At 43.3% G+C, this 24,219-nt stretch carries 22 protein-coding genes, 1 tRNA gene, 3 rRNA genes and 1 other RNA gene; 13 read left to right on the top strand and 14 right to left on the bottom strand.

Annotation, left to right across the window (positions count from 1 at the left end; all coding sequences use genetic code 11):
• Positions 1-200: 200 nt before the first annotated feature.
• Positions 201-461, bottom strand: coding sequence for an FAD assembly factor SdhE (locus tag ACRQQK_RS15670; protein WP_457512894.1), 261 nt, complete (start codon positions 459-461; stop codon positions 201-203).
• 165 nt (positions 462-626) lie between these two features.
• On the opposite strand from ACRQQK_RS15670, the gene ygfZ reads away from it, so the two are divergent.
• The 3 genes from ygfZ to ACRQQK_RS15655 all read left to right on the top strand — a co-directional run bounded on the left by ygfZ (position 627) and on the right by ACRQQK_RS15655 (position 2,867).
• Positions 627-1,601, top strand: coding sequence for a tRNA-modifying protein YgfZ (gene ygfZ, locus ACRQQK_RS15665; RefSeq protein WP_457512892.1), 975 nt, complete (start codon positions 627-629; stop codon positions 1,599-1,601).
• Positions 1,591-2,073: an aminoacyl-tRNA deacylase gene (locus tag ACRQQK_RS15660; protein ID WP_457512890.1), complete on the top strand. Its 483-nt coding sequence runs from the start codon at positions 1,591-1,593 to the stop codon at positions 2,071-2,073. The genes ygfZ and ACRQQK_RS15660 overlap by 11 nt, the downstream gene beginning before the upstream one ends.
• Positions 2,074-2,660: 587 nt before the next feature.
• Positions 2,661-2,867, top strand: a complete 207-nt coding sequence (locus ACRQQK_RS15655) for a DUF1107 domain-containing protein (protein ID WP_042484665.1) — start codon at positions 2,661-2,663, stop codon at positions 2,865-2,867.
• An 87-nt stretch (positions 2,868-2,954) separates the two neighbouring features.
• Here the strand turns inward: ACRQQK_RS15655 and ACRQQK_RS15650 are convergent, their stop codons facing one another.
• Genes ACRQQK_RS15650 through ACRQQK_RS15640 form a run of 3 tightly spaced genes read right to left on the bottom strand, consistent with a single transcriptional unit; the run spans position 2,955 to position 5,967 of the window.
• The gene (locus tag ACRQQK_RS15650; RefSeq protein ID WP_457512888.1) at positions 2,955-4,184 is read right to left on the bottom strand and encodes an FAD-dependent 2-octaprenylphenol hydroxylase; all 1,230 of its coding nucleotides are present in this window, start codon (positions 4,182-4,184) and stop codon (positions 2,955-2,957) included.
• Between the two features lie 11 nt (positions 4,185-4,195).
• Entirely contained in the window at positions 4,196-5,335 is a 1,140-nt protein-coding gene (gene ubiH, locus ACRQQK_RS15645; RefSeq protein ID WP_457513206.1) for a 2-octaprenyl-6-methoxyphenyl hydroxylase, read from the bottom strand.
• A 56-nt stretch (positions 5,336-5,391) separates the two neighbouring features.
• Positions 5,392-5,967, bottom strand: a complete 576-nt coding sequence (locus ACRQQK_RS15640) for a YecA/YgfB family protein (RefSeq protein ID WP_457512886.1) — start codon at positions 5,965-5,967, stop codon at positions 5,392-5,394.
• Between the two features lie 241 nt (positions 5,968-6,208).
• Between ACRQQK_RS15640 and zapA the strand changes: the two genes are divergently transcribed.
• The 5 genes from zapA (at position 6,209) to serA (ending at position 9,630) form a co-directional block, all read left to right on the top strand.
• Positions 6,209-6,517, top strand: coding sequence for a cell division protein ZapA (gene zapA, locus ACRQQK_RS15635; RefSeq protein ID WP_042484675.1), 309 nt, complete (start codon positions 6,209-6,211; stop codon positions 6,515-6,517).
• 19 nt (positions 6,518-6,536) lie between these two features.
• A non-coding RNA gene (gene ssrS, locus ACRQQK_RS15630) (6S RNA) lies at positions 6,537-6,720 on the top strand.
• 2 nt (positions 6,721-6,722) lie between these two features.
• Positions 6,723-7,307, top strand: a complete 585-nt coding sequence (locus tag ACRQQK_RS15625; protein WP_457512884.1) for a 5-formyltetrahydrofolate cyclo-ligase — start codon at positions 6,723-6,725, stop codon at positions 7,305-7,307.
• Between the two features lie 186 nt (positions 7,308-7,493).
• A complete protein-coding gene (rpiA, locus tag ACRQQK_RS15620) occupies positions 7,494-8,150 on the top strand; it encodes a ribose-5-phosphate isomerase RpiA (protein WP_457512882.1) in 657 nt (218 codons plus the stop codon).
• A 250-nt stretch (positions 8,151-8,400) separates the two neighbouring features.
• Positions 8,401-9,630, top strand: coding sequence for a phosphoglycerate dehydrogenase (gene serA, locus ACRQQK_RS15615; protein ID WP_457512880.1), 1,230 nt, complete (start codon positions 8,401-8,403; stop codon positions 9,628-9,630).
• Between the two features lie 103 nt (positions 9,631-9,733).
• Here serA and ilvN read toward each other — a convergent pair whose 3' ends face one another.
• From ilvN to ACRQQK_RS15585, 6 genes are all read right to left on the bottom strand, one after another.
• Positions 9,734-10,228, bottom strand: coding sequence for an acetolactate synthase small subunit (ilvN, locus tag ACRQQK_RS15610; RefSeq protein WP_102964613.1), 495 nt, complete (start codon positions 10,226-10,228; stop codon positions 9,734-9,736).
• A 1-nt stretch (position 10,229) separates the two neighbouring features.
• A complete protein-coding gene (locus ACRQQK_RS15605) occupies positions 10,230-11,951 on the bottom strand; it encodes an acetolactate synthase 3 large subunit (protein WP_457512878.1) in 1,722 nt (573 codons plus the stop codon).
• Between the two features lie 428 nt (positions 11,952-12,379).
• Positions 12,380-14,182, bottom strand: coding sequence for an AMP-dependent synthetase/ligase (locus ACRQQK_RS15600; RefSeq protein WP_457512876.1), 1,803 nt, complete (start codon positions 14,180-14,182; stop codon positions 12,380-12,382).
• Positions 14,183-14,379: 197 nt separating this feature from the next.
• Positions 14,380-15,339 carry a transcriptional regulator LeuO gene (leuO, locus tag ACRQQK_RS15595; protein WP_457512874.1) on the bottom strand — a complete coding sequence of 320 codons (960 nt, stop codon included), beginning with the start codon at positions 15,337-15,339 and terminating at the stop codon, positions 14,380-14,382.
• A gap of 340 nt (positions 15,340-15,679) precedes the next feature.
• The gene (locus ACRQQK_RS15590) at positions 15,680-16,729 is read right to left on the bottom strand and encodes an MJ1255/VC2487 family glycosyltransferase (RefSeq protein ID WP_457512872.1); all 1,050 of its coding nucleotides are present in this window, start codon (positions 16,727-16,729) and stop codon (positions 15,680-15,682) included.
• On the bottom strand, positions 16,726-17,259 hold the full coding sequence (locus tag ACRQQK_RS15585; RefSeq protein ID WP_457512870.1) for a phosphatase PAP2 family protein: 534 nt from the start codon (positions 17,257-17,259) through the stop codon (positions 16,726-16,728). The genes ACRQQK_RS15590 and ACRQQK_RS15585 overlap by 4 nt, the downstream gene beginning before the upstream one ends.
• Before the next feature lie 497 nt (positions 17,260-17,756).
• Here ACRQQK_RS15585 and leuA point away from each other — a divergent pair, with 497 nt between their 5' ends.
• The 5 genes from leuA to ACRQQK_RS15560 all read left to right on the top strand — a co-directional run bounded on the left by leuA (position 17,757) and on the right by ACRQQK_RS15560 (position 23,463).
• Positions 17,757-19,310 carry a 2-isopropylmalate synthase gene (gene leuA / locus ACRQQK_RS15580; RefSeq protein ID WP_457512868.1) on the top strand — a complete coding sequence of 518 codons (1,554 nt, stop codon included), beginning with the start codon at positions 17,757-17,759 and terminating at the stop codon, positions 19,308-19,310.
• 75 nt (positions 19,311-19,385) lie between these two features.
• On the top strand, positions 19,386-20,477 hold the full coding sequence (leuB, locus tag ACRQQK_RS15575; RefSeq protein ID WP_457512866.1) for a 3-isopropylmalate dehydrogenase: 1,092 nt from the start codon (positions 19,386-19,388) through the stop codon (positions 20,475-20,477).
• Positions 20,478-20,556: 79 nt separating this feature from the next.
• On the top strand, positions 20,557-21,954 hold the full coding sequence (leuC, locus tag ACRQQK_RS15570; RefSeq protein ID WP_457512864.1) for a 3-isopropylmalate dehydratase large subunit: 1,398 nt from the start codon (positions 20,557-20,559) through the stop codon (positions 21,952-21,954).
• A gap of 17 nt (positions 21,955-21,971) precedes the next feature.
• On the top strand, positions 21,972-22,574 hold the full coding sequence (gene leuD / locus ACRQQK_RS15565; RefSeq protein WP_457512862.1) for a 3-isopropylmalate dehydratase small subunit: 603 nt from the start codon (positions 21,972-21,974) through the stop codon (positions 22,572-22,574).
• Positions 22,575-22,680: 106 nt separating this feature from the next.
• The gene (locus ACRQQK_RS15560; RefSeq protein WP_457512860.1) at positions 22,681-23,463 is read left to right on the top strand and encodes a DUF547 domain-containing protein; all 783 of its coding nucleotides are present in this window, start codon (positions 22,681-22,683) and stop codon (positions 23,461-23,463) included.
• Positions 23,464-23,525: 62 nt separating this feature from the next.
• On the opposite strand, the gene rrf (ACRQQK_RS15555) is transcribed toward ACRQQK_RS15560, so the two are convergent.
• From rrf (ACRQQK_RS15555) to ACRQQK_RS15540, 4 genes are all read right to left on the bottom strand, one after another.
• A 5S ribosomal RNA gene (gene rrf, locus ACRQQK_RS15555) occupies positions 23,526-23,641 on the bottom strand.
• Positions 23,642-23,675: 34 nt separating this feature from the next.
• Positions 23,676-23,751: transfer RNA gene (locus ACRQQK_RS15550), tRNA-Thr, on the bottom strand.
• Positions 23,752-23,812: 61 nt separating this feature from the next.
• A 5S ribosomal RNA gene (rrf, locus tag ACRQQK_RS15545) occupies positions 23,813-23,928 on the bottom strand.
• Between the two features lie 93 nt (positions 23,929-24,021).
• Positions 24,022-24,219 (bottom strand): 23S ribosomal RNA (locus ACRQQK_RS15540); the annotation flags it as partial.

Here is a 24,219-nt window from a genome sequence, read left to right as displayed (position 1 = left end):
TTAAATAACCATCAAAACCAATCTCAACAGAACCGTATAAAGAGTCCGGCAGAAAAATACTTAACGGGCGAGATATGAAAAGAGATAACAACCACGCAGAGGCGGTAAGAGGAATGGGAGAAACAATGACTGCCCATATCAACACCATGAAAAAAATGGCAGCGAATACTTGGGCAGTATAGGAGTAGCAGAGTTCTAGCTTAACGGACTTTGCTGAGGTTATGTGCGACAATTTGATCAACGATTGCTGCATGCCCTAAGTTTTCAGAACGGCCATGTCCCATAATCCAAGTAAACAAATCTGGGTCATCACATTCCAGCAAAGAGACAAAATCCTTCTGCTCAGATTCAGTTAAGGCATCAAAGCACTCTTCAAAAAATGGCATAATAACGACGTCCAGTTCCAACATACCACGACGACATGCCCATTTAATTCGAGCTTTTTCTTCAGCGTTATACATCTACCTTTCTCACTTTATAGTTATTAGGGCTAACAAACGGTAATTTTGCTAAGTCTACCAATAGACAGAAAAATCAACTAGGGTCTCAATCACAGTCCCAATCAAGCTGACAAAAAAACTTATCCGGATTACCATAGATCAATATCGTTCACTATGGTGAGTATCATGGACTGGAAAAACAATTTCTCTCCCCTATCTGTTAATGCTGATGACGCTTTGCCTGAGCTTATGCTCACACATCTAGCATCTTGGGGCGCTATTCAAATTGTAGGTACAGATGCTAAATCTTACTTGCAAGGACAAGTTACCTGTAACGTGGTTTCTCTGGAAGCTGAGCAAATGACTTTTGGCGCACATTGCGACGCAAAAGGAAAAGTCTGGTCTGTCTTTCGCATTTTTCACCATAACGGTGGTTATGCGATGTTTCAGCCGCTTTCAGCTATCGATGTAGAACTGCGCGAACTCAAGAAATATGCAATTTTCTCTAAAGCAGAGATAACTCACAGCGGCGAAATCGCTCTGGGTTTAATGGGTACACAAGCCCAAGCTTGGATTGATTCTCATAGCGAAACTCGTGGCGATGTTCGCTCTATCGAAGGCGGAAGTGCTGTAAAAATTGATTCGCAACGATGGCTACTATTGGTGGATAGTGAACAAGCAGAAAAGATCATCAATTGTATTGAAACAGCTAAAGTTAATGAAGCGCTCTGGACACGATTTGAAATAGAGCAAGCTTACCCAGTGGTCACACAAGCTGAGCAAAATGAACACATCCCTCAAGCGCTCAATCTTCAAGCGCTACATGGCATCAGCTTTAACAAAGGTTGCTATACAGGCCAAGAAACTGTGGCTCGTGCCAAGTATCGTGGTATTAACAAGCGTGCAATGTATATCGTCAAAGGCAACATAGAATCGCCATTGAACAGTGATGACGTCGTTCAGTTGGAACGTTCTGTCGGTGAAAATTGGCGTTCAGCAGGCCAACTTATGATTCATTACACTTTTGCTAATAACACAGCGATTGGTTTAGTCGTACTGCCAAACAATTTAGATGAAGACACAGAATTCAGATTGTCTTCACAACCGGAAACTCGCTGGACTATAGAAGCACTGCCTTATTCACTAGATGATGACGAATAAAGTTCTCAAGACAAAACTCACTCAATTCCTTGAGCAGCAGCAAGTGGCTTTCCGCTTGCTGCATCATCAAACACCCGCAACCACCATTGAAGATGCAGCAAATCAGCGTGGTATCACGCCAAATCAAATGGTTAAGTGCATCCTGCTTAGAGATATGGGCGGTCAACTTGCTCTAGCTTGTACTCCAGGAGACAAGAGTGTTGATCCGAAAAAAGTGAGAGCTTTTCTGCAATGGCGACGCATGACGTGCGTAAATATGAAAGATGTCGAATCCATCACCGGATACCAACTTGGAACGGTGACGCCTCTTTTGCTTAAAACATCAATGCCCATTATTTTTGACCATCAAATTCTCGAACAATCTATGGTCACCATTAGCAGCGGCTCTTCAATGGCGGGTATAGCGCTTCAAACCCAAGACCTGATTCAGCTTTGCCGCCCCACATTTGCACACATTCAGCGCGAAGAATGAACTAAATTGATGCAATGCATTACAATTTATAGCGATCAATATCACACAAACAAAAAACACCAACTGAATTTTTACTCATTTAAGATCAATAAATAGTCATTTATAAAATTTTAAAGTAATCTCCAACCGTTGGTTAAAGCTAATTCAGAATGTGTGATTCTGGCTCTTTATAAACGAAGAGATTGGTCCTTCACCAACAAAAAAGTGAATCCACTGATTGTTTCAGGACATCCACTTTTTGTGTAATGCATCTGTGACTTTTGCCCGCACATCTTTGCGGGCACTTTTTTACCTAAAGCTGGCACGCATTTCGCATTTGTATTGAACAAGGGAATGTAAATTGGATTATTCTTTTTAGTGTCACATTCATCTGGCTCAATAAGCACGCCAGAAAACCTTGGGTTCAATTGATAATTTTCATTTGAGGTCCTGGTCACACAAATAAGGATATTTATCCAAAATTTTGCATAGAACCACACATTAATATAAATACGTCAGCAAAAACTGCATAAAGCACCATTGGAGTCACACTTACTTTATGCTGGTTTTAATATACTTAAGGTGCTGAACAACGTAAGGATCGAAGTATGAGACTGTTTAAGCGCTACATGCCTGGAATGATAGCTAAACATGTTAGTCGTCTTTTTAAGGGAAGAATTTATATCTACGGAATTGGAACATTCGAATTTGATAACGGTAAGTTGATTTTGCCAGAACGCGCTGAGCATCGACATTTTCAGACCGTGAAAGAAGTGAATCTAGAAATCAAAAAATTGCGCTGTGCGTACGCTTAAGTCGAATGAGTTTCTGATCAAATTTAAAGAAGGGTTGGCAATTGCCAACCCTTTAACGTTTCTGATGCATCTCTCTTACAGAGAGTTTTAAATCATCGGTTGTGCGTTATTCACCTTGGCTAAGTCAGGCAGGTTGCCTTTTAATCCAAGTGCTCGCTTCATGATTTCATCTTTAGCGCCCGGCAGTTGCCCCGCTAAACGCATGCCAATACCACGGATCAATTTCTTGGCTGGATTGTTACCTTCAAATAAGTCCTTAAATCCTTGCATGGCTGCAATCATTTTTGCTGCTTCAGCCTTACGCCAGCGCTCATAACTGCGTAAATTGCGCTTGCTACCAATATCTTCACCGCGATTCCAAAGCTCAATGACCTCTTGCGCTAAACTGGCTGCATCGAGGAAACCTAAATTCACTCCTTGGCCTGCAAGCGGATGAATGGTGTGCGCCGCATCACCAACTAAAGCCACTCTTTCTGCAACGAAATCTCGCGCATAACGCATCTTCAAAGGAAAAGCACTTCGTTCACTGACAACTTTACACAGCCCGAGTCTCGAATCAAACTCTGCGGTCAGCGTTTTATTAAACTCACTATCGCCCATAGCGACCAACTGTTCAGCTCGGTTTGGATCGGTCGACCAAACAATAGAACTCATATTCGGATCGCCAAGAGGCAGAAAAGCCAGTGGACCTAACGGCGTGAATACCTGACGAGCTACTTGCTGATGCGGATTATGAGTGTGAACATTTGCCACGACAGCGCTGTGTCCGTAGTCCCAATGAGTTAATGGAATGTCTTGTTGCTTGCGAACCCAAGAGTTTGCGCCATCAGCGCCAACGACTAGCTTGGCCGTAAGTGTCTGACCATTATTCAAGGTAAGCCACGCTTCGCTTTCACCGATCGCCATTTTTTCACAACTTGCAGGCATAAATAGAGAAACGTTGTCTTGCAGCTTCACTTGGTCAAGTAATGCCAGTTGAATGACACGGTTTTCGACGATATGACCTAAATCTGGTTGAGTGAGGCTGTTCGCATCAAACTCTATGCGAGCAAAACTGTCTTGCTCCCACACCTCCATTGCTTGATATGGAGAAGCTCGTCGCATGGTAATACCTTGCCACGCACCTAAATTTCTTAAAATTACTTCACTTGAACGGCTTAAAGCAGACACTCGGGTATCAGGTTGTTCACCCAATCCTTCATGAGGAAGATTTCCTTCAATCACTGCAATTCTTAAATCGGTATGCTTAAAGGCCGCAGCTAAAGCTAGGCCAACCATTCCGCCACCGACAATTGCAATATCTACACTTCGCATCATTTTCGAGTACCTTATCGATTAACCACACCCAAGGTGCGGCGTAACAGCGGAGTTTTTAGCACCGGAATGTTATCCATCACTGCTAATCCTATATTTCTTCCAATACGCAGAGTTAACCAGTCATTTGAAAACAGATGAACCAGACTGGAAGTTAGCGTAATCGTTGCCGTTCTGTCGTTGTCACGTCTGCGCTTAAATTTTGTCAGAAGTGCGTAACTTCCCACATCATCAGCATGAACGATCTCTTCAGCCAAACTAGCAACATCACGTATACCAAGATTAAAACCTTGCCCAGCAATAGGATGAAGTGATTGAGCGGCGTTCCCCACAATGGCAAAACGATGTGAAATGTTTTGTTCTCGATATCTCAATAACAACGGATACGCGCTTCTTGCACCAGTTTTTTCAAGTTTACCTAAACGCCAACCAAACTCAGCTTGTAATTGATTAAGAAACACATCGTCATCATAAGCCATAGCGGCTTGTGCTTTATCTGGCGGTAAACACCAAACTAACGACATTCGATTATCACTCATAGGCAATAATGCTATCGGGCCATGAGAGGTGAATCTCTCAAACGCACGGCCTTTATGAGCTTCGCTCGCAACCACATTGGCAATGATAGCGACCTGTTCAAAATTGTGTTCTTGCAGTGGTAAGCCAACTTGTTCACAACAAGTGGACACAGCACCATCAGCCGCTACTAGTAGCTTAGCTTCTATTTGTTCACCGTTAGACAAAATCGCTGTGACTTTACTGATGTTGCGCTCTATGCTTTGAATACTTTGCGGGCAATACAGAGTAATGCTGGATGTTTTCTCGATTTTCTCTGCATAGATTCGTCCGACATCAGCCAACTCAACCACATAGCCTAATGCGTTAACGCCTACTTCTTCTTTCGTGATATCCGTCATTCCAGCATGAGAACGATCAGAGACATGAATATGCTCAATAGGTGTGGCAACATGCTTAAGCGATTCCCAAAGTCCAAAGCGTTGCAAGATTTGGACGGTTCCATAAGACAGAGCTATTGAGCGAGCATCAAAACCTGGATGTTGCTGATGATCGGTTTGATACGGCTCAACCACCGCAACAGATAGACGTCCTTGACTTAATTGATGTAATGCCAGAGCCAACGTCGCTCCAGCCATAGCACCACCAGCAATAATCACATCAAACGATTTTACTTGGCTCACAGTCCTTGCCCTTAGTGAATAGTCGGTGTTTTGTCTTGCTCTGGTTTAATCCCTAGCTCTGCGTGCAGAAACAGAACACAAGCTTTGACGTGTTCCAGTACCTGTTCTAATAGCTGTGCTTGCTCTTCTAGATCATCGTCTTCGTCAATGCCTAGCTTCGTTATTTCTTCAAGATCTTCTAACGCCTCTTTTGCATCAGATGACGCTTTGTTCAGAGAAGCACCTGCTAAACCTAAACCTGAAATAAAGTGGTTTACCCAATCTGCAACTCCATCAGCAAAATCAAACAGTGCTTCAGGGCCTTCGCCAACTGGGAGAACAAGGCTCAACTCTAAAGTGGTGTCCGTCAACTCAGCATTAGTTGCCAATAAAAGCTGTTTTGCCATTTCAAGCGCTTTAACAGGCCAGCCCATGCCATCGTTTGTGTAGTCGAAAATCAAAGGCTGCCAACTATCATCTTTCAAACTTAATCCACCAGCCAACATGCCAGTCAATAAACCGTGCAGCTCAGCAGGATTTATCCCCAACGAAGCTGATTTCAGTTCGCCAGATAAAATGTCGTAAGTCGGAAATTTAATGTCGCTCATAACGGGCTCATAATCAGAAAAATAAGCACAATCCTACCACTTCAACACTCATGCGAAAACGCTCAAGTTACCAATTGTGGCTAGCTTTTACGCAAATTGACTAAGAACTGAGTTTTCGTTACTCATTTTTGATAGATAATCGGGAAAAGCTTGAATCTTGAGAGCGCTTTACCTATAGTTTCCCCCACGATGGTCACTTGAGAAGTATCATCTTTGGCGATATGAATAGAGTTCATTTATCATGAGTAATCAAGCGGTTGACGTTGAAATTTTAGGTAAAATGACACGGGTAAATTGCCCAGCGGGTCAGGAAGACTCTCTGATTAGTGCAGCCCAAGATCTAGACCGACGATTAAAAGAAATGGCTGACCGCACAAAAGTAACCAATGAAGTGAAGCTCTTAACTATTGCGGCGTTGAACATTTGCTATGAGTTGCAAACTTACCAGCAGCAAAACAATGGTCAACAGCAAGAAATCAGTGAACGCATGGAAAAGCTCACCGTTTCTCTAGAAGAAGCTCTCAATAAGGTGACTCTGGAACGAATCTAGACGTCCGCCATCAAAAGTATTTACCCTGGGGTGTTTGTCAGTGGATTTAAGTCCCCGAGCCGATAAGCAATACCCAAGGATTAGTACTTAGTAGCTATTGAGCAAGCTTGGCTCGTACCGAGAAGCCTACGGTTACCATTGCTGATCCGCCTTGAACTAGCTGGTTCAAGGGCCACAATCTACAACGGCACTCTGGGGTTCCCTAATGTTGTATTCACGACAAGAACTAAGAACACTTATCCGCGAAAAACGTAATCAACTTGCCAGTGACGTTCAGTTTCAGGCAAGCCAAGATCTTATTGAACGTTTTTCCACTTTGCCAGAAATGCAAACATGCCAGAAGATTGCCCTCTATCTTTCAACCGATGGCGAACTAGACACGCAACCGTTAATTGAATGGCTTTGGTTACAAGGTAAAAGTATTTACCTACCTGTCTTGCACCCTTTTTCTGCTGGTCACTTACTGTTTCTGCATTATCAGCCAGAGACACCGATGACATACAACAAATTTGGCATACTTGAGCCTAAGCTCAATCAAACCCTAATTTGTCCGGTAAAAGAACTGGATCTTATCTGCACACCACTGGTTGCTTTTGACTCTCATGGTCATCGACTAGGAATGGGCGGAGGTTATTATGACCGAACTCTCGAACCTTGGTTTACTACAGGTAAAGGAGCATCTCCATTAGGTTTGGCCCATGATTGCCAACATGTAGAGCAACTGCCTACAGAAGAATGGGATGTTCCCCTGCCAAAAATTGTTACTCCTAGCCAAATTTGGCAGTGGTAAGCGCCTAAATTTCAGCTTACAACTCCAAGCGTCACTGAAGTGGTGCTAACTTCAATTATTCAGTAGCCGCAGTACATCTCTTAAACTTTTGCGTATATAATCCCGCCCACGCTAACGTTTATATAAAACACACAGCTTTCACTTAGAAATCAAGTTTTCGCAAAAAAATCGTCTCAGGAGATGGGCATGACTCAAGATGAAATGAAAAAAGCTGCCGGTTGGGCTGCACTTAAATACGTAGAAAAAGGCAGCATTGTCGGCGTTGGTACTGGTTCAACAGTGAATCACTTCATCGATGCTTTGGGTTCAATCAAAGATGATATTAAAGGTGCCGTATCAAGCTCTATCGCTTCAACTGAGAAGCTTAAAGGTTTAGGTATTGAAGTCTTCGATTGTAACGATGTTATGAGCCTAGATATCTATGTTGATGGTGCTGATGAAATCAATTCTCAACGTGAGATGATTAAAGGTGGTGGCGCAGCACTGACTCGTGAAAAAATTGTTGCCGCTATTGCTGATAAATTCGTTTGTATCGTTGATGGTACCAAAGCCGTTGACGTATTAGGTACATTCCCACTTCCAGTTGAAGTAATCCCGATGGCTCGTTCATACGTTGCTCGCGAACTGGTTAAACTTGGCGGCGATCCGGTTTACCGTCAAGGGGTTGTGACCGATAACGGCAACGTTATTCTTGACGTTCACGGCTTAAACATTACTCATGCTAAAGACCTAGAAGCAAAAATTAACGGTATCGCAGGTGTTGTAACCAACGGTCTGTTCGCTATTAGCGGAGCCGATGTGGTGATCACAGGTACTCCTGAAGGCGCAAAAATCGAAGAATAATTCTAAAAATCGAACAATTTTCGTTATTTGATTACAAACGGCACCTCTGGTGCCGTTTTTGTTGCTTTTCTATTAAGAAAATTATTCCTTATTCCGTAATTTTCTTACCCAATCACAAAAAAATTTGATAACTTAATGGTCAGAACAAACGCAACGAAAACGTTTGCTTTTTTAGTTTAGATTAATAATTGTGTAGTTCGCTTGATGTTTCACGCATCAGCCCTCCCTTTCCATTTTAAGGACGAGAATAATGGCCAAAGTTTCACTGGAAAAAGAAAAAATTAAGATACTACTCCTTGAAGGACTTCACCCGTCGTCGGTAGAAGTTCTACAAGCTGCTGGCTACACCAATATTGAATACCACAAAGGTTCGCTTGACGAAGAACAACTGATTGAAGCAATCAAAGATGTTCATTTTATCGGTATTCGCTCCCGTACTAACCTGACAGAAAAAGTGATTAACGCTGCAGATAAACTGGTAGCGATTGGCTGTTTCTGTATTGGTACAAACCAAGTAGATCTTGATGCCGCCGCAGTACGCGGTGTTCCAGTGTTCAACGCACCATTCTCAAACACGCGTAGTGTTGCAGAACTTGTTCTGGGTGAAATCCTACTTTTATTGCGTGGCATCCCTGAAAAAAATGCACTTGCACACCGTGGCATTTGGAAGAAGAGCGCAGACAACTCATACGAAGCTCGTGGTAAAGCTCTGGGTATCATCGGCTACGGTCACATCGGTACTCAGCTAGGTATCATCGCTGAAAACTTAGGTATGCGCGTTTACTTCTACGACATCGAAAATAAGCTATCACTGGGCAATGCAACTCAAATTCATACCATGAGCGAACTGCTGAATAAATGTGATGTCATTTCTCTTCATGTTCCTGAAACACCAGAAACAAAGAATATGATGGGTAAAGACGAATTTGATCGCATGAAACCAGGTTCAATCTTCATTAACGCAGCTCGTGGTACTGTTGTTGATATACCAGCGCTTTGTGATGCTATGGAGTCCGGTCACCTAGCAGGTGCTGCCATCGACGTATTCCCAACTGAGCCAGGTTCAAACAAAGAAGCCTTTGAATCTCCGCTAATGAAATTTGATAACGTTATTTTGACTCCTCATGTGGGTGGTTCAACTCAGGAAGCACAAGAGAATATCGGTATTGAAGTTGCAGGTAAGCTAGCAAAATACTCAGACAACGGTTCTACGCTTTCAAGTGTTAACTTCCCTGAAGTTTCTCTACCAGAGCATCGCCAATGTTCACGTCTGCTGCACATTCACGAAAACCGCCCTGGTATTTTGACGCAAATTAACACCATTTTTGCATCAGAAGGCATCAACATCGCTGCTCAGTATCTACAAACAACCGCAAGTATCGGTTATGTGGTTATTGACGTTGAAGCGGATCGCTCGTTAGAAGCACTGGATAAACTAAAAGGTATCGAAGGCACTATTCGCGCACGTATTCTTCACTAATCTTTTAGTCTCTAAAACTGACCACCAGCTGATGCCAGTGGTTAAGTGATGGAAAATAAAAAACCAGCCAATCGGCTGGTTTTTTCGTCTACAACACAAGGTATTAGCTACGTAGCGCTCGCTCACCACGTGCGATACCAACCACACCACTACGAGCCACTTCAACCACCTCTGTCACTTCAGCCATCGCCTGAATAAAGGCATCGAGCTTTTCGCTGGTTCCCGCAAGCTGAACCGTATACTGAGAAGCCGTAACGTCCACGATTTGACCACGGAAAATATCCGTTGTGCGGTTAACTTCGGTACGAGCGAAACCTGTCGCTTTCACTTTAATTAACATAAGTTCACGTTCAATGTGGTCACCTTCTGTCACTTCCTGAACTTTAAGCACATCAATCAACTTATGCAGTTGTTTCTGAATCTGCTCAAGCTGCATTTCAGTTGAGGTGGTGGTTAAGTTCAAACGAGATAAAGTGCCATCATCAGTCGGGGATACGTTTAAGCTCTCAATGTTGTAGCCACGTTGAGAGAACAGACCAACAACGCGAGATAAAGCACCAGGTTGGTTTTCCATCAATATTGAAATAATGTGTCTCATCTTAGGTTCTCTCCGTTTTGCTCAACCACATTTTATCCATACCCTCGCCTTTGATTTGCATTGGGTACACGTGTTCAGTTTCATCTACATTGATATCAACAAAAACCAATCGGTCTTTCATATCCAATGCTTTTTGCAGGCCAGCTTCTAGCTCATCAGGCGTGTTGATACGAATACCAACGTGACCATAAGCTTCCGCAATTGCTGCAAAATCCGGTACTGAACTCATGTAGGAGTTGGAGTGTCGCCCTTGATAAATAATGTCTTGCCACTGTTTTACCATACCTAGGAAACGGTTATTCAGGTTAATAATTTTCACCGGAATATCGTATTGCAACGCGGTAGATAGTTCCTGAATATTCATCTGGATACTGCCGTCACCAGTTACCACCACCACCTCTTCTTGTGGCATGGCAAACTTAACACCCATACCTGCTGGTAGACCAAACCCCATGGTGCCTAAGCCACCTGAGTTGATCCAACGACGTGGTTTATTAAACGGATAGTAAAGCGCTGCGAACATCTGATGTTGACCAACGTCTGATGCCACATACGCATCACCATTGGTCAGTTTAAATAAGGTTTCAATGACTTGCTGCGGTTTAATGCGTTCGCTTGATGTTTCGTAAGACAAACATTTACGATCGCGCCACACTTGAATTTCGCTCCACCATTGATCAATGGCTTCCACATCGTTGCCACCTTCTTGTTCACCAAGAAGCTGCAACATAGTTTCCAAAACTTGATCTGCAGAACCTACGATTGGCAGATCTACTTTAACGTTTTTGGAAATGGAAGATGGATCGATATCGATATGCATGATCTTCGCATTCGGGCAATATTTCTCAAGATTGTTGGTGGTTCGATCGTCAAAACGAACACCGATACCGAAGATCAAATCTGAATTGTGCATCGCCATATTAGCTTCATACACACCGTGCATTCCCAGCATACCCAAGGCGTTTTTATGTGTTCCCGGGAACACACCTAACCCCATAAGTGTGCTGACAACTGGCAAATTCAGTTTCTCAGCTAATTGTTGTACTTGTTCGTGAGCACCAGCGATAGACGCACCGCCACCCACGTAAAGCACAGGTTTTTTCGCTTCTAGCAGTGCTTTTAATGCTTTCTTGATTTGACCTTTATGACCTGAAGTCGTCGGGTTGTAAGAACGCATCTTGATTGATTCTGGGTAATGGTATGGAAGCTTAATCTGCGGATTCATAACATCTTTAGGTAGATCGATCACCACTGGACCTGGGCGACCAGTCGATGCAATGTAAAAGGCTTTCTTGATCGTTTCTGGAATATCTTCTGCTTTCTTTACTAGGAAACTGTGCTTAACGATCGGACGAGAAACACCAACGATGTCACACTCTTGGAAAGCATCATTACCGATCAAATTGGTTGCTACGTTACCTGAGATTACGATCATCGGGATCGAATCCATGTATGCCGTTGCGATACCAGTAACAGTATTTGTTGCACCCGGGCCAGAGCACACTAACACCACACCCGGTTTACCCGTAGCACGTGCATAGCCGTCAGCCATGTGAGTTGCAGCTTGTTCATGACGAACAAGAACATGCTTTATTTTTTCGGTTTTTTCGTGGAGGGCGTCGTAGATATCAAGAACGGAACCACCTGGGTAGCCAAAAATTTGTTCTACGCCTTCTTCGATCAGAGACTGAACGACCATCTCTGCGCCGGATAACATTGCCATATTTTCTCCTTACCAGAATCCTATTAACGCGGTCGGTCAATTGGTCTGGTTTTACATAGTCTAGGGCTTATTCGTAGCCTAATTCGAAAACTTTCCGCTTTCAGCTATGTCCCGCTTTTGTCATAACAAAAGCTAAGGTAACGCAACAACTTTAACCCTTTCTTAGCATTAGGTCTAACCACTAATTTGATGCAATCTAGGCGATATATTGCAGAAGCTTATTCAACAAGTATCAAAGATTACCTCATAGCATCGATACAGAGGATAGTTTTAGAACAACAATGAAAAACGGTACAAAATATTAACACCTATCGCGTAGTGAGCAGCGAAATGCGCCTCTTTCTGCCACATATAAAAAATCCCCAATAAGAGATAATCTCACTGGGGATCAATGTTTATTGTCAGTGTTTAGAAATCGGTAGCGAGAACTACTTTTTCTTCTCCTGATACATCTCTTCAATCTCATCTTGATAGCGAGTATTGATCACCTTACGGCGCAGCTTTTGCGTTGGAGTTAACTCACCTTCATCCATAGAGAAAGCTTTCGGTAGCAGCTTGAATTTTTTCACCTGTTCAAACTTCGCTAAACCATGTTGAAGTTCATTAATGCGTTTTTCGAACATCTCTAACACTTCACTATTTTTTAGTAGCTCTAAACGGTCGTGATATTTGATATTCAGCTCTTTAGCATGTTCTTCTAACGCATCAAAACAAGGAACAATCAGCGCCGACACAAATTTACGTGTATCAGCAATAACAGCAATTTGTTCGATGAAGTGATCTTTACCGATCGCGCCTTCAATAACCTGAGGAGCAATGTACTTACCACCTGAAGTTTTCATTAGCTCTTTGATGCGATCGGTAATAAACAGGTTGCCATGCTCATCGATATGACCAGCATCGCCAGTTTTTAAGAAACCGTGTTCATCAAATGTCTTCGCTGTCTCTTCTGGCATTTTATAGTAGCCGCGCATCACCATGGGACCACGAACTAAAATTTCGTTGTTTTCACCAATCTTAACCTGAGCACCCGGCATAGACAGACCAATAGAATCTGGATTGAAACATTTGTCATCCCAGCAAGAAACCGTAGCGGTTGTCTCTGTCATACCGTAGCCAAGTTTCACATTAATTCCGATGGCATGGAAGAATCGGCCAATGGTTTCATCTAACTTCGCTCCACCACACGGCATAAAGTTGATGCGACCGCCTAATAATCCTCTCAATTTAGACAGAACCGCTTTGTCCGCAATGCCGTAGCATTGAGTGAGTAACCAAGACGGTTTTCGGTGTTCTTGATGACATACCGCCATCTTCGCGCCCATGTTCACAGACCAAGTAAACATAACTTTGCGAATAAAGGACGCTCTCGCGACTTTCTCGTGGATAGCTGAAAAGATCTTTTCATAGAAGCGCGGAACCGCACACATCACTGTAGGACGAACTTCACTCAATGCTTCACGAACATGAGAAACATCATGTAGGTAACAATTGGTTGCACCTTTATAAAGAACGTAGAAAGTCCAAGCTCGCTCAAACACGTGAGACAGCGGAAGGAAACACAAGGAAACATCGTCTTGAGTTAAGTTAAGACGCTGATCGTGTCCTTCTAATTGTGCACCGATATTACGGTAATCCAGCATCACACCTTTCGGCTGACCTGTGGTGCCAGAGGTATAGATTAGAGTAATCAGATCTTCAAAGTTAGCCTGAGCAATACGAGCTTCTAGCTCTTCACGATCAGACTCTTGCCCCATTGATATAAATTGTGACCAATGAATAGCACTGTCAAAACCCTTCAGGTCAATGTTGTCGTCCATAGCGACGACAAGCTGAAGTTGTTCGCATTGTTCGAATATGTCTAAAGCAATGTCGTATTGTGGTTGCTCGCCAACAAAGAGAATTTTGACATCCGCATCTTGCAAGATGTAGGCAGACTGATCTGCTGTATTGGTCGGATAGATAGGGACAGTCACCGCTCTCAATTGCAATGCTGCAAAATCCGCAATGGTCCATTGAGGAATATTGTTGGAGAAAATACCAACCTTATCCTGAACGCCAATATGTTGAGAAAGAAGCGCTAATGATAACGCGTCCATCTGCTGCCCAAATTGCGTCCAACTAATGCTTTTCCATGCATCCCCTAGTTTGTGTTTCAGGGCACTACGATCACCGTTGTGAGAGACTTGCTCACGAACACGTTTAACGATATGAAAATCTAAATTAGTCATCTATCTACCTATAGCTTACACCTGTAAGCTTAATCGAGCGCACAAGTGTACCGATTGAACTACAAAAGGCAACTGACAAACATCAAACTTATGGATAATTTTAGACGTAGCGAACAATAAAAAAACCTTGAGTTGGTCTCCCTTCCCAAGGCTTTTTCTTAACGTCCTGTTTTAAATAGTTAACGTGGCATCACGTCTTATTTGCGGGCAATCACTTCGCGGCAAATCATCATCAATTGGTCTCGTAACCAAATGTGACCACGGTCTTTTTCACTCGATTCATGCCAGCTTAAGTAACCGCTGATTTTCGCGTTATCAAACGGGAAATCTAGGATTTGTAACATGTCTGCATTCGCAACGTTTTCTACCATCCAGCGTGGCGCAACGGTAACAAGCTCAGATTGTCCAACCACGTACAATACGTTGCTTAAACTCGTGCCTTCGTAACTTGAAGAGCAATATAGCTCTTGATAGGCCTGCTCTGAAAAACTACGTTGACCGTGAATTTTCGATAGCTTAGCGTGCTTCTCTTGCGTCAACTCTTCGCGAGTCACTCTGCCTTGAATGCGTGGGTGAGATTTTGCCGCGACAACCACCAACTCATCTTGGAAAAGCTCTGTGCTTGAGAATCCCTGTCCATCGAAATGTGCATAGTCGATAACAAAATCAGTATCTTGATAACGCATACGCTCAGCCAACATACGATCAAATTCTGCATCTAAGTGCAATTGAATACTTGGCGCGATTTCATGAATGGTTTCCATGATCTTCGGTGCAAAACGAATATCACACGGGCTGCAAATAGCCAGCTTGAATAAGCGACTTGATGTTTCTGGCGCAAATACAGAACTAGGTAACTCATTACGGATTAGTTGAAGAGCTTGGCGAATTGGACCAAACAACTGACGAGCACGCTGAGTAGGCTGAATACCACGACCTTGGCGCATAAACAACTCGTCATTAAACATCACTTTAAGACGGGCAACCGCATTACTTACTGCAGGTTGAGACATACCAAGATTATGAGCTGCACGAGTAATATTTTGCTCTTGCATTACAGCATCAAAAACCGTCAGTAGGTTTAAATCGACACCACGTAAAACGCTTTCCATACGATAACTAGAAATGGCTCCCATGCCGCCGTTTTTATCTAACATTCGCTATACCTCTAAATTAATCTATCCAATCAAATACCAAACATTCGTTAGCGAATAGATAACCTGTACTTTTATTATTGGTTGCTTGGATATTTTTAAGCTGCCCCAACTATGATTCATTCGTTTGCCGAATGGCAATAGCATTAAGGAAAAGTCAGTTTTTTTGACAACTTAAAAAGGATAAAACTTACAAAAACTAGGAAACTAAAAAATTGCCATTGGATATAAAAAATATTTATCAAACACAAACGCTAAATATAAATACAGCCAATTATTCACTTGGCTGTATTTATTAAATTTAATTATCTTGAAAAAACTGCGTTCTGGGGGAGTTTAGAGGTTATAAATTTACTGATGCATAACTAGGAAAATCAACTTGTTGCCATAAACCATCACATAAATCTTGTTGATTAGTCCAATTTCCTTGCAAAACCCATTCAACAATTGCTTGGGCAACATTGGGATAAATAACTCTTTCAGCCTGTTTTTCATCAAGCCATTTACTCACCGCGGATACGTCTAGAAAGTCCATCGCCGATGCCAGACCAAGCGTTTCCAAAGTCGCAACATTACTTTGCTGTTCAAACTGTCCAATCAAAGGTTTCAACAACAGTTTTTTGCCTAATGAAAGAGCTTCAGAAGGCAGCTCAAAACCGCCATTGGCAATCACGCCATCACAGCGATGGAGATGGTATTGGAAACTGCTGTGGCACAGAGGTCTTAACTCAACGTTTTCCACCGTCTCCGACTCTATAACCTGAGGGTGATAACAGATGAAAGATTTGTTCACGAAGCGGAATAACAGTTCACACACCTGGTCGACATCTTCAAAAGGCAGATAAACCAAAACAAAGTCTTGATTCAGCATGTCTTGTGCTGTGGTATGAACAATTGGAGGCAATATTGGCTGATCAAAATGGTACCAATGCAGTCCTAAGTTATAGTTTGCTGGCGCAAAACGCTGCATAATTTGCTTATCTAGCCAGCTTGCACCTTTTAACGGTACTGGGTAGCGAAATGCATTTTGGTGGCTGATACCAATCACATCCTTCTTTTGACGCTTCGCCGCCCAAGCAGAAACTGGTTCAAAATCATTCAGAATCAGATCATAACCCGATAGATCCAATTGACGGATTTCATTCATTAATTGCATAGGGCTATTGTTGAGCGCGGTTTGGAGATAGTTTACTCGTCCTTGTTCAAACACAAAGGTTAAACCACGACGAATTTGGTAGTCGCCGAAACTCTCCATAGAGAAAAATTTTTGCGCTTCGCGACCGGAAAACAAGAAATCCACTTTCGCATCAGTATGTTGGAAAGCTTCACTCATTGCCCGAGCGCGGGCAATGTGCCCATTTCCGGTACCTTGAACACCATACAGAATCTTCAAAAACTCATCTCCAACAACTGCATTGAAACCGTTGCACAGCTAGCACCAAGAATGGCACCAATAATCACATCCGTTAAAAAATGAACGCCAAGCAGAATTCTCGCACTGCCAATGAGAGCCGCCCACATAAAGGCAATTTCATAACCATCTGGATAGAACTGACCAATCAAAGTCGCCATCACAAATGCCGCGGCGGTATGACCAGAAGGCAGGCTATAACGATCAGACGGAGTAATAAAAGCGGTTAATACAGGTGAGAGTTCTTGAGGGCGTCGGCGTTGAAAGCCATTTTTTAGCAACCAGTACAGAGGTAGTTCGAGAGCAAATGCCACTAAACCTGCAGCTAAAAAATTTGAGCCATGGCTACCACCAATCGCCCAAGCTAAAACACCAAATAGAGCATATAAATGTCCATCTCCAGTATGGGAGACAGCTTTACTGATCCGCGCGACTGGTTGGTTAAACCTGTGCTGTAGGCAAAGCATCGAAAAAGCTAAATCAAGCTTTGCGATGGGCTTGATGGTTTTCATGGCATCCCCTTATTTTCAATTGAAAATGCTTCAAATAGAAATGTTGCTATCTCCAAGCTAAAAGCAATAGATTGCAAATCCGTGACTGTTTGTTTGTAAATGGATGACAGTTAGTCGTAGTACCGCAATAAATTTGTTTACCTTAGTCTTACACTCTGGCTCCAATGGGTTACATTGACGACAGGCTTTCAACAACTAACTGCTGATTTTTGCCTTGTTGACGAAGTAACTGCTCCGATATGAACAAAAAAACAACTTTAGGGTTGACGCGCTCGGTTGAGTACGGTACTAATTTGTTAATTCAAATTTGTGGATGTTAATAATGACAATTCGTTCTTCTCTACTCCTGAACCTGCTCCTTATCGTGAATCAATCGCGCGGGTAATGAGTGGACGGAAGACACCACAACAGATTTACAAGAACCCGCACACGATGCGGGTTTTTTTATAACTAAATTCAGGAAGTAAACGATTAACTCTTCGAGTAAGGAAGCAAACATGAACGATCAGGTCATCATATTCGATACAACTTTGCGCGACGGTGAACAGGCGTTGTCAGCAAGCCTAACGGTAAAAGAGAAGCTGCAAATCGCTTACGCATTAGAACGCTTAGGTGTTGACGTGATCGAAGCGGGCTTCCCTGTTTCCTCACCGGGTGATTTCGAATCGGTACAAACTATTGCAAAAAATATCAAAAACAGCCGAATCTGTGCTCTTTCACGTGCCGTTGCGAAAGATATAGATGCGGCCGCTGAAGCATTAAAAGTGGCAGAGCAATTCCGAATCCACACTTTCTTGGCAACATCGACCATTCACGTTCAAGACAAGCTTCGTCGTAGTTATGACGATGTCGTAGAGATGGCGGTGAACGCGGTGAAACATGCTCGCCAATATACTGATGATGTGGAATTTTCTTGTGAAGATGCAGGTCGAACACCAATAGACAACCTATGCCGTATGGTTGAAGCAGCAATCAATGCAGGCGCTCGCACTATCAACATTCCAGACACTGTAGGTTACACAGTGCCAAGTGAATTTGGTGGCATCATCCAAACCCTATTTAACCGAGTGCCAAACATTGATAAAGCGATTATCTCTGTGCACTGTCACGATGACTTGGGCATGTCTGTGGCGAACTCCATTGCAGCAGTTCAAGCCGGTGCTCGCCAGATCGAAGGTACGATTAATGGTATCGGTGAACGCGCAGGTAACTGTGCTTTAGAAGAGATCGCCATGATCATCAAAACTCGTCAGGAGTTTTTGGGTGTTCACACTGGTATCAAGCATGAAGAAATTCACCGTACCAGCAAATTGGTTAGCCAACTTTGCAACATGCCAATTCAGAGCAACAAAGCGATTGTTGGTGCAAACGCATTCAGCCACTCTTCAGGCATTCACCAAGATGGAATGTTGAAAAACAAGAATACCTACGAAATCATGACGCCGGAGTCTATTGGCTTGAAAAACCAAGCGCTTAACTTGACTAGCCGTAGTGGCCGTGCAGCGGTGAAGAGTCATATGGACTCCATGGGTTACAACGAAAACGAATACAACCTAAACGCGCTATACGAAGACTTCTTGAAGCTTGCTGACCGCAAAGGCCAAGTGTTCGACTATGATTTGGAAGCATTGATGCACTTCTCAAATCTTCGCGATGAAGATGATTACTACAAGTTGAACTATTTGAGTGTTCAATCTGGTAGTGTTATGGCGACAACCAGCGTCAAAATGCTTTGTGGTGACGAAGAGAAATGTGAAGCCGCTGTCGGTAATGGTCCGGTAGATGCTTTATATCAATGTATCTACCGTGTAACTGGCTATGACATCGTGTTAGACAAATTCGACTTAACCGCAAAAGGAGAAGGCGAAGATGGTTTAGGTCAGGCAGACATCATTGCCAACTACAAAGGACGCAAGTACCACGGCACAGGCATATCTACGGATATCGTTGAAGCCTCTGGTCAAGCGCTATTGCATGTTATCAACAGCATTCATCGCGCGAACCAAATTGAAGAAATCAAACAGAAGAAGAAAGTCATTGCAGGCGTGTAATTCCAGCAGAAATTATAAGCAATGACAGCTAACACAACATTGAACGAATATTATCAAAATTAGTGAAGGACTCGCATGACAGACAAAACGTATAAGATTGCCGTACTATCAGGTGACGGCATCGGCCCAGAAGTAATGCAACAAGCACACAAAGTACTTGATGCAATCGAACAAAAACACAAGTTAACTTTCGTGCGTGATGAACATGACGTCGGCGGTATTGCGATTGATAACCACGGCTGTCCTCTACCTGACAGCACACTTCGCGCATGTGAAGAATCCGATGCAGTTTTGTTCGGTTCTGTTGGCGGTCCTAAATGGGAACATCTTCCACCCAATGAGCAACCTGAACGTGGCGCGCTTCTACCACTACGTAAACATTTCCAATTGTTCTGTAACTTGCGTCCAGCACAGATCCACAAAGGGCTAGAAGCGTTCTCTCCTCTTCGTGCGGATATTTCTGATCGTGGTTTTGATATTGTTGTTGTCCGTGAGCTAACGGGCGGTATTTACTTTGGTCAGCCTAAAGGCCGTGAAGGTGAAGGCGCTAACGAGAAAGCGTTTGATACTGAGGTTTACCATCGTTTTGAAATCGAGCGTATCGCTAAGATTGCTTTTGAATCAGCGCGTCTACGCCGTAAGAAAGTCTGTTCTATCGATAAAGCAAACGTACTTCAAAGCTCTATTCTATGGCGCGAAGTCGTCACTGAAATTGCAAAAGATTACCCAGATGTTGAGTTATCACATATGTATATTGATAACGCGACTATGCAGTTGATCAAAGACCCTTCTCAGTTTGACGTCATGCTATGTTCAAACATCTTCGGCGACATTCTTTCTGATGAATGTGCAATGATCACTGGCTCAATGGGTATGCTTCCTTCTGCAAGTATGAATGAAAGTAAGTTTGGTCTGTATGAACCAGCGGGCGGCAGTGCTCCTGATATTGCAGGTAAAAACATTGCTAACCCTGTCGCGCAAATCCTTTCTGCAGCACTTATGCTTCGCTACAGCTTAGGTGAAGAAGCAGCTGCACAAGATATCGAAGCCGCAGTAGGCAAAGCACTATCAGCAGGCGAATTAACGGCGGATCTATCAGGTAGCAAGCCTGCGCTGACCACCTCGCAAATGGGCGACAAAATCGCTGAATACATTCTTAATTCATAATAATTAGTACTCTCGCCAGCCAATGACCGATTTACCTGTCATTGGCTACTCAAGGAGAGCGAGACAAGGAAGCAAACACATGGGCAAAACATTATATGAAAAAGTCTACGACGCCCACGTCGTAGTTGCCGCGGAAGGCGAAAACCCAATTCTATACATCGACCGTCACTTGGTTCATGAGGTAACTTCACCTCAAGCGTTTGATGGCTTACGCGAGAAAGGACGCAAACTGCGCCAAGTAAGCAAAACTTTCGCAACTATGGATCACAACGTTTCAACCACAACGAAAGACATCAATGCATCGGGTGAAATGGCTCGAATCCAAATGCAAACACTAGCAAAAAACTGCGAAGAGTTTGGTGTAACCCTTTACGACATTAACCACAAATACCAAGGTATCGTTCACGTAATGGGCCCTGAACTAGGCATTACGCTTCCTAGTATGACGATTGTTTGTGGTGACTCTCACACAGCTACGCATGGCGCATTTGGTTCTTTGGCATTCGGCATCGGTACTTCTGAAGTTGAGCACGTAATGGCAACTCAAACGCTAAAACAAGCTCGTGCTAAAACGATGAAAATCGAAGTTAAAGGCAAAGTCGCTCCGGGTATCACAGCAAAAGATATTGTTCTAGCGATTATCGGCAAAACGACGGCAGCGGGCGGTACAGGTTACGTAGTAGAGTTCTGCGGTGAAGCGATTCGCGATCTTTCTATGGAAGGTCGTATGACGGTATGTAACATGGCTATCGAACTAGGTGCTAAAGCCGGTTTGATTGCTCCTGACCAAACAACGTTTGATTACATCAAAGGCCGTAAGTTTGCTCCAACAGGCGCAGATTGGGATGCAGCTGTTGAGTACTGGCAAACACTGAAAACAGACGATGATGCGAAATTCGACGCGGTTGTAACTCTAGATGCTGCAAGTATTCGTCCTCAAGTCACTTGGGGAACCAACCCAGGCCAAGTTATTGCGGTTGATACACCAATTCCTTCACCAGAATCGTTTAGCGATCCTGTAGAACGTGTATCTGCTGAAAAAGCTTTGGCATACATGGGCCTAGAAGCTGGCAAAATGCTATCAGATTACAAAGTAGATAAAGTCTTTGTCGGTTCTTGTACTAACTCTCGAATTGAAGATATGCGTGCAGCAGCTGCAGTTGCGAAAGGTAAGAAAGTCGCATCACATGTACAGGCACTAATCGTTCCAGGATCGGAACAGGTAAAAGCTCAAGCAGAAGCTGAAGGCTTAGACAAGATCTTCATCGAAGCTGGTTTTGAGTGGCGTTTACCAGGTTGTTCTATGTGTCTGGCTATGAACAATGACCGTTTAGGTGCTGGTGAACGTTGTGCATCAACCTCAAACCGTAACTTTGAAGGACGTCAGGGTCGTGATGGTAGAACCCATCTAGTTAGCCCTGCGATGGCTGCAGCAGCAGCGATTGCTGGTCACTTTGTCGATATTCGTAACCACTAAGGATAGAGGAAATATAAATGGCAGGTTTTCAACAACACACAGGCTTAGTTGTTCCTCTTGATTCGGCGAACATCGACACTGATGCAATCATCCCAAAGCAATTTCTACAGAAAGTAAACCGCACTGGCTTTGGTAAACACCTTTTCCATGACTGGCGCTTCCTTGATGATGCTGGTGAGCAACCAAATCCAGATTTCGTCATGAATCAAGCTCGTTACAAAGGTGCGAGTATTCTGTTAGCGCGTGAGAACTTCGGCTGTGGTTCTTCTCGTGAACACGCACCATGGGCGCTTGCTGACTATGGTATTCAGGTGATGATTGCTCCAAGTTTTGCAGACATTTTCTATGGCAACTCTATCAACAACCAAATGGTTCCTGTTCGTTTAACAGAGCAAGAAGTTGACGAGATTTTCCAATATGTTCAAGCAAACGAAGGTGCGCAGGTTACCGTTGATCTGGAAAAAATGATCGTGACAGCAAACGGTAAAGAATATGGATTCGAAATCGATGAATTCCGTCGTCACTGTTTGCTAAATGGCCTAGACAACATTGGTCTGACTCTGCAACACGAAGCTAAAATTGCAGAGTATGAAGCGAAAATTCCTTCATTCTTAAGATAGCGAAAATGAATATAGGGTTGCAGACAAGCAACCCTTTTTTATCGCTGAAATAAAAGCGTAGTAACCTTGGTCTTATTGTCTACATACCCTTTAACTGACACTGTTTATGAAAAGACTTCTTGCGTATGCACTTTTGCTGTTCTCACCACTTTCGTTTTCGGCACCTAAATCCGATTTATGGCCTTATTGGAATGTCAGCAATCAACAAAGCACTACTTCACTATCACACCACAAATGGCAAGCCATTCTAGACATTTATCTTATCTCTCAGGGTGAATACACTTTGTTTAAATACGCCCAAGTCACGCCATCCGATAAAGAGAAGCTCACGCAATATTTATCTGATTTATCGAATACTGACCCAAGAGAAATGAACAAAAAAGAACAGTATGCATATTGGGTAAACCTCTATAACGCACTCACAGTACAACTCATATTGGATAATTACCCTGTTGCCTCAATCACCAAAATCGGTAGTTGGTTTGGTTTTGGTCCATGGGATGATGAAATCGCAAATGTGGCAGGAAAGCCTTTAACGCTCAATGATATAGAGCATCGAATTTTAAGACCTATTTGGGGTGACCCGAGAACACATTATGCAATCAATTGTGCCAGCCTAGGATGCCCTAACCTGCAACCAAAAGCATTCACCGCAGAAAACACTGAGTTTCTGTTAGAAAAGGCGGCTCATGATTTCATCAATAGTCACAAAGGTGTTTCGTATCGAGATGGTCATCTGACCCTTTCTTCTATTTATGATTGGTTTGCGGAAGATTTTAGTAGCAGAACTCAATTGTTTGACCATCTGAGCAAATACCGAACGGGAGTAACTCATTATGAAGGGAAAATAAAATATGAGTACGACTGGAAACTGAATGAGAAGAAATAACGAACGTTTAGAATAACGGATATGAAAAAGCCCCTGTATCTCTACAGGGGCTCGGAAATAAAGCCTAGCGATGTCCTACTCTCACATGGGGAGACCCCACACTACCATCGGCGCTATTGTGTTTCACTTCTGAGTTCGGCATGGAATCAGGTGGGTCCACAATGCTATGGTCGCTAAGCAAATTTTTTGACGGCATAAGCGCGTCTAATACATGGTGCTGATACCCAGAATCGAACTGGGGACCTCATCCTTACCAAGGATGCGCTCTACCGACTGAGCCATATCAGCAAAAACGGTGTCTTCTAAGACTAAAAAAGCCCGTCGTTAGACGGGCTCTTTTTAAATATGAGCCTGGCGATGTCCTACTCTCACATGGGGAGACCCCACACTACCATCGGCGCTAATTCGTTTCACTTCTGAGTTCGGCAAGGAATCAGGTGGGTCCAAATCGCTATGGTCGCCAAGCAAAATTTTAAAATTCGGAAAGCTGTTGTCAGTTCTTATACACAATCAAGTTTATGTTCTTATTTGAGTCCATCAAAACCCCTTGGGTGTTGTATGGTTAAGCCTCACGGGCAATTAGTACAGGTTAGCTCAATGCCTCACAGCACTTACACACCCTGCCTATCAACGTTCTAGTCTCGAACAACCCTTTAGGACGCTTAAAGCGCCAGGGAGAACTCATCTCAGGGCTTGCTTCCCGCTTAGATGCTTTCAGCGGTTATCAATTCCGAACTTAGCTACCGGGCAATGCTA

The sequence above is a fragment of the Vibrio sp. C8 genome (genome assembly GCF_054051265.1).
The sequence above is the reverse complement of the archived record's forward strand: the minus strand, read 5'-3'. Positions and strand labels throughout refer to the sequence as shown.

Coding starts and splice junctions, on each gene's coding strand:
- rpiA (WP_457512882.1), top strand. CDS start 7,494: ATGACTCAAGATGAAATGAAAAAAGCTGCCGGTTGGGCTGCACTTAAA.
- ACRQQK_RS15605 (WP_457512878.1), bottom strand. CDS start 11,951: ATGGCAATGTTATCCGGCGCAGAGATGGTCGTTCAGTCTCTGATCGAA.
- leuA (WP_457512868.1), top strand. CDS start 17,757: ATGAACGATCAGGTCATCATATTCGATACAACTTTGCGCGACGGTGAA.
- leuD (WP_457512862.1), top strand. CDS start 21,972: ATGGCAGGTTTTCAACAACACACAGGCTTAGTTGTTCCTCTTGATTCG.
- leuO (WP_457512874.1), bottom strand. CDS start 15,339: ATGTTAGATAAAAACGGCGGCATGGGAGCCATTTCTAGTTATCGTATG.
- leuC (WP_457512864.1), top strand. CDS start 20,557: ATGGGCAAAACATTATATGAAAAAGTCTACGACGCCCACGTCGTAGTT.
- serA (WP_457512880.1), top strand. CDS start 8,401: ATGGCCAAAGTTTCACTGGAAAAAGAAAAAATTAAGATACTACTCCTT.
- ACRQQK_RS15625 (WP_457512884.1), top strand. CDS start 6,723: ATGTTGTATTCACGACAAGAACTAAGAACACTTATCCGCGAAAAACGT.
- ACRQQK_RS15560 (WP_457512860.1), top strand. CDS start 22,681: ATGAAAAGACTTCTTGCGTATGCACTTTTGCTGTTCTCACCACTTTCG.
- ACRQQK_RS15670 (WP_457512894.1), bottom strand. CDS start 461: ATGTATAACGCTGAAGAAAAAGCTCGAATTAAATGGGCATGTCGTCGT.
- ubiH (WP_457513206.1), bottom strand. CDS start 5,335: ATGGCTGGAGCGACGTTGGCTCTGGCATTACATCAATTAAGTCAAGGA.
- ACRQQK_RS15660 (WP_457512890.1), top strand. CDS start 1,591: ATGACGAATAAAGTTCTCAAGACAAAACTCACTCAATTCCTTGAGCAG.
- ACRQQK_RS15655 (WP_042484665.1), top strand. CDS start 2,661: ATGAGACTGTTTAAGCGCTACATGCCTGGAATGATAGCTAAACATGTT.
- ACRQQK_RS15650 (WP_457512888.1), bottom strand. CDS start 4,184: ATGATGCGAAGTGTAGATATTGCAATTGTCGGTGGCGGAATGGTTGGC.
- ACRQQK_RS15640 (WP_457512886.1), bottom strand. CDS start 5,967: ATGAGCGACATTAAATTTCCGACTTACGACATTTTATCTGGCGAACTG.
- leuB (WP_457512866.1), top strand. CDS start 19,386: ATGACAGACAAAACGTATAAGATTGCCGTACTATCAGGTGACGGCATC.
- zapA (WP_042484675.1), top strand. CDS start 6,209: ATGAGTAATCAAGCGGTTGACGTTGAAATTTTAGGTAAAATGACACGG.
- ilvN (WP_102964613.1), bottom strand. CDS start 10,228: ATGAGACACATTATTTCAATATTGATGGAAAACCAACCTGGTGCTTTA.
- ACRQQK_RS15600 (WP_457512876.1), bottom strand. CDS start 14,182: ATGACTAATTTAGATTTTCATATCGTTAAACGTGTTCGTGAGCAAGTC.
- ACRQQK_RS15585 (WP_457512870.1), bottom strand. CDS start 17,259: ATGAAAACCATCAAGCCCATCGCAAAGCTTGATTTAGCTTTTTCGATG.
- ygfZ (WP_457512892.1), top strand. CDS start 627: ATGGACTGGAAAAACAATTTCTCTCCCCTATCTGTTAATGCTGATGAC.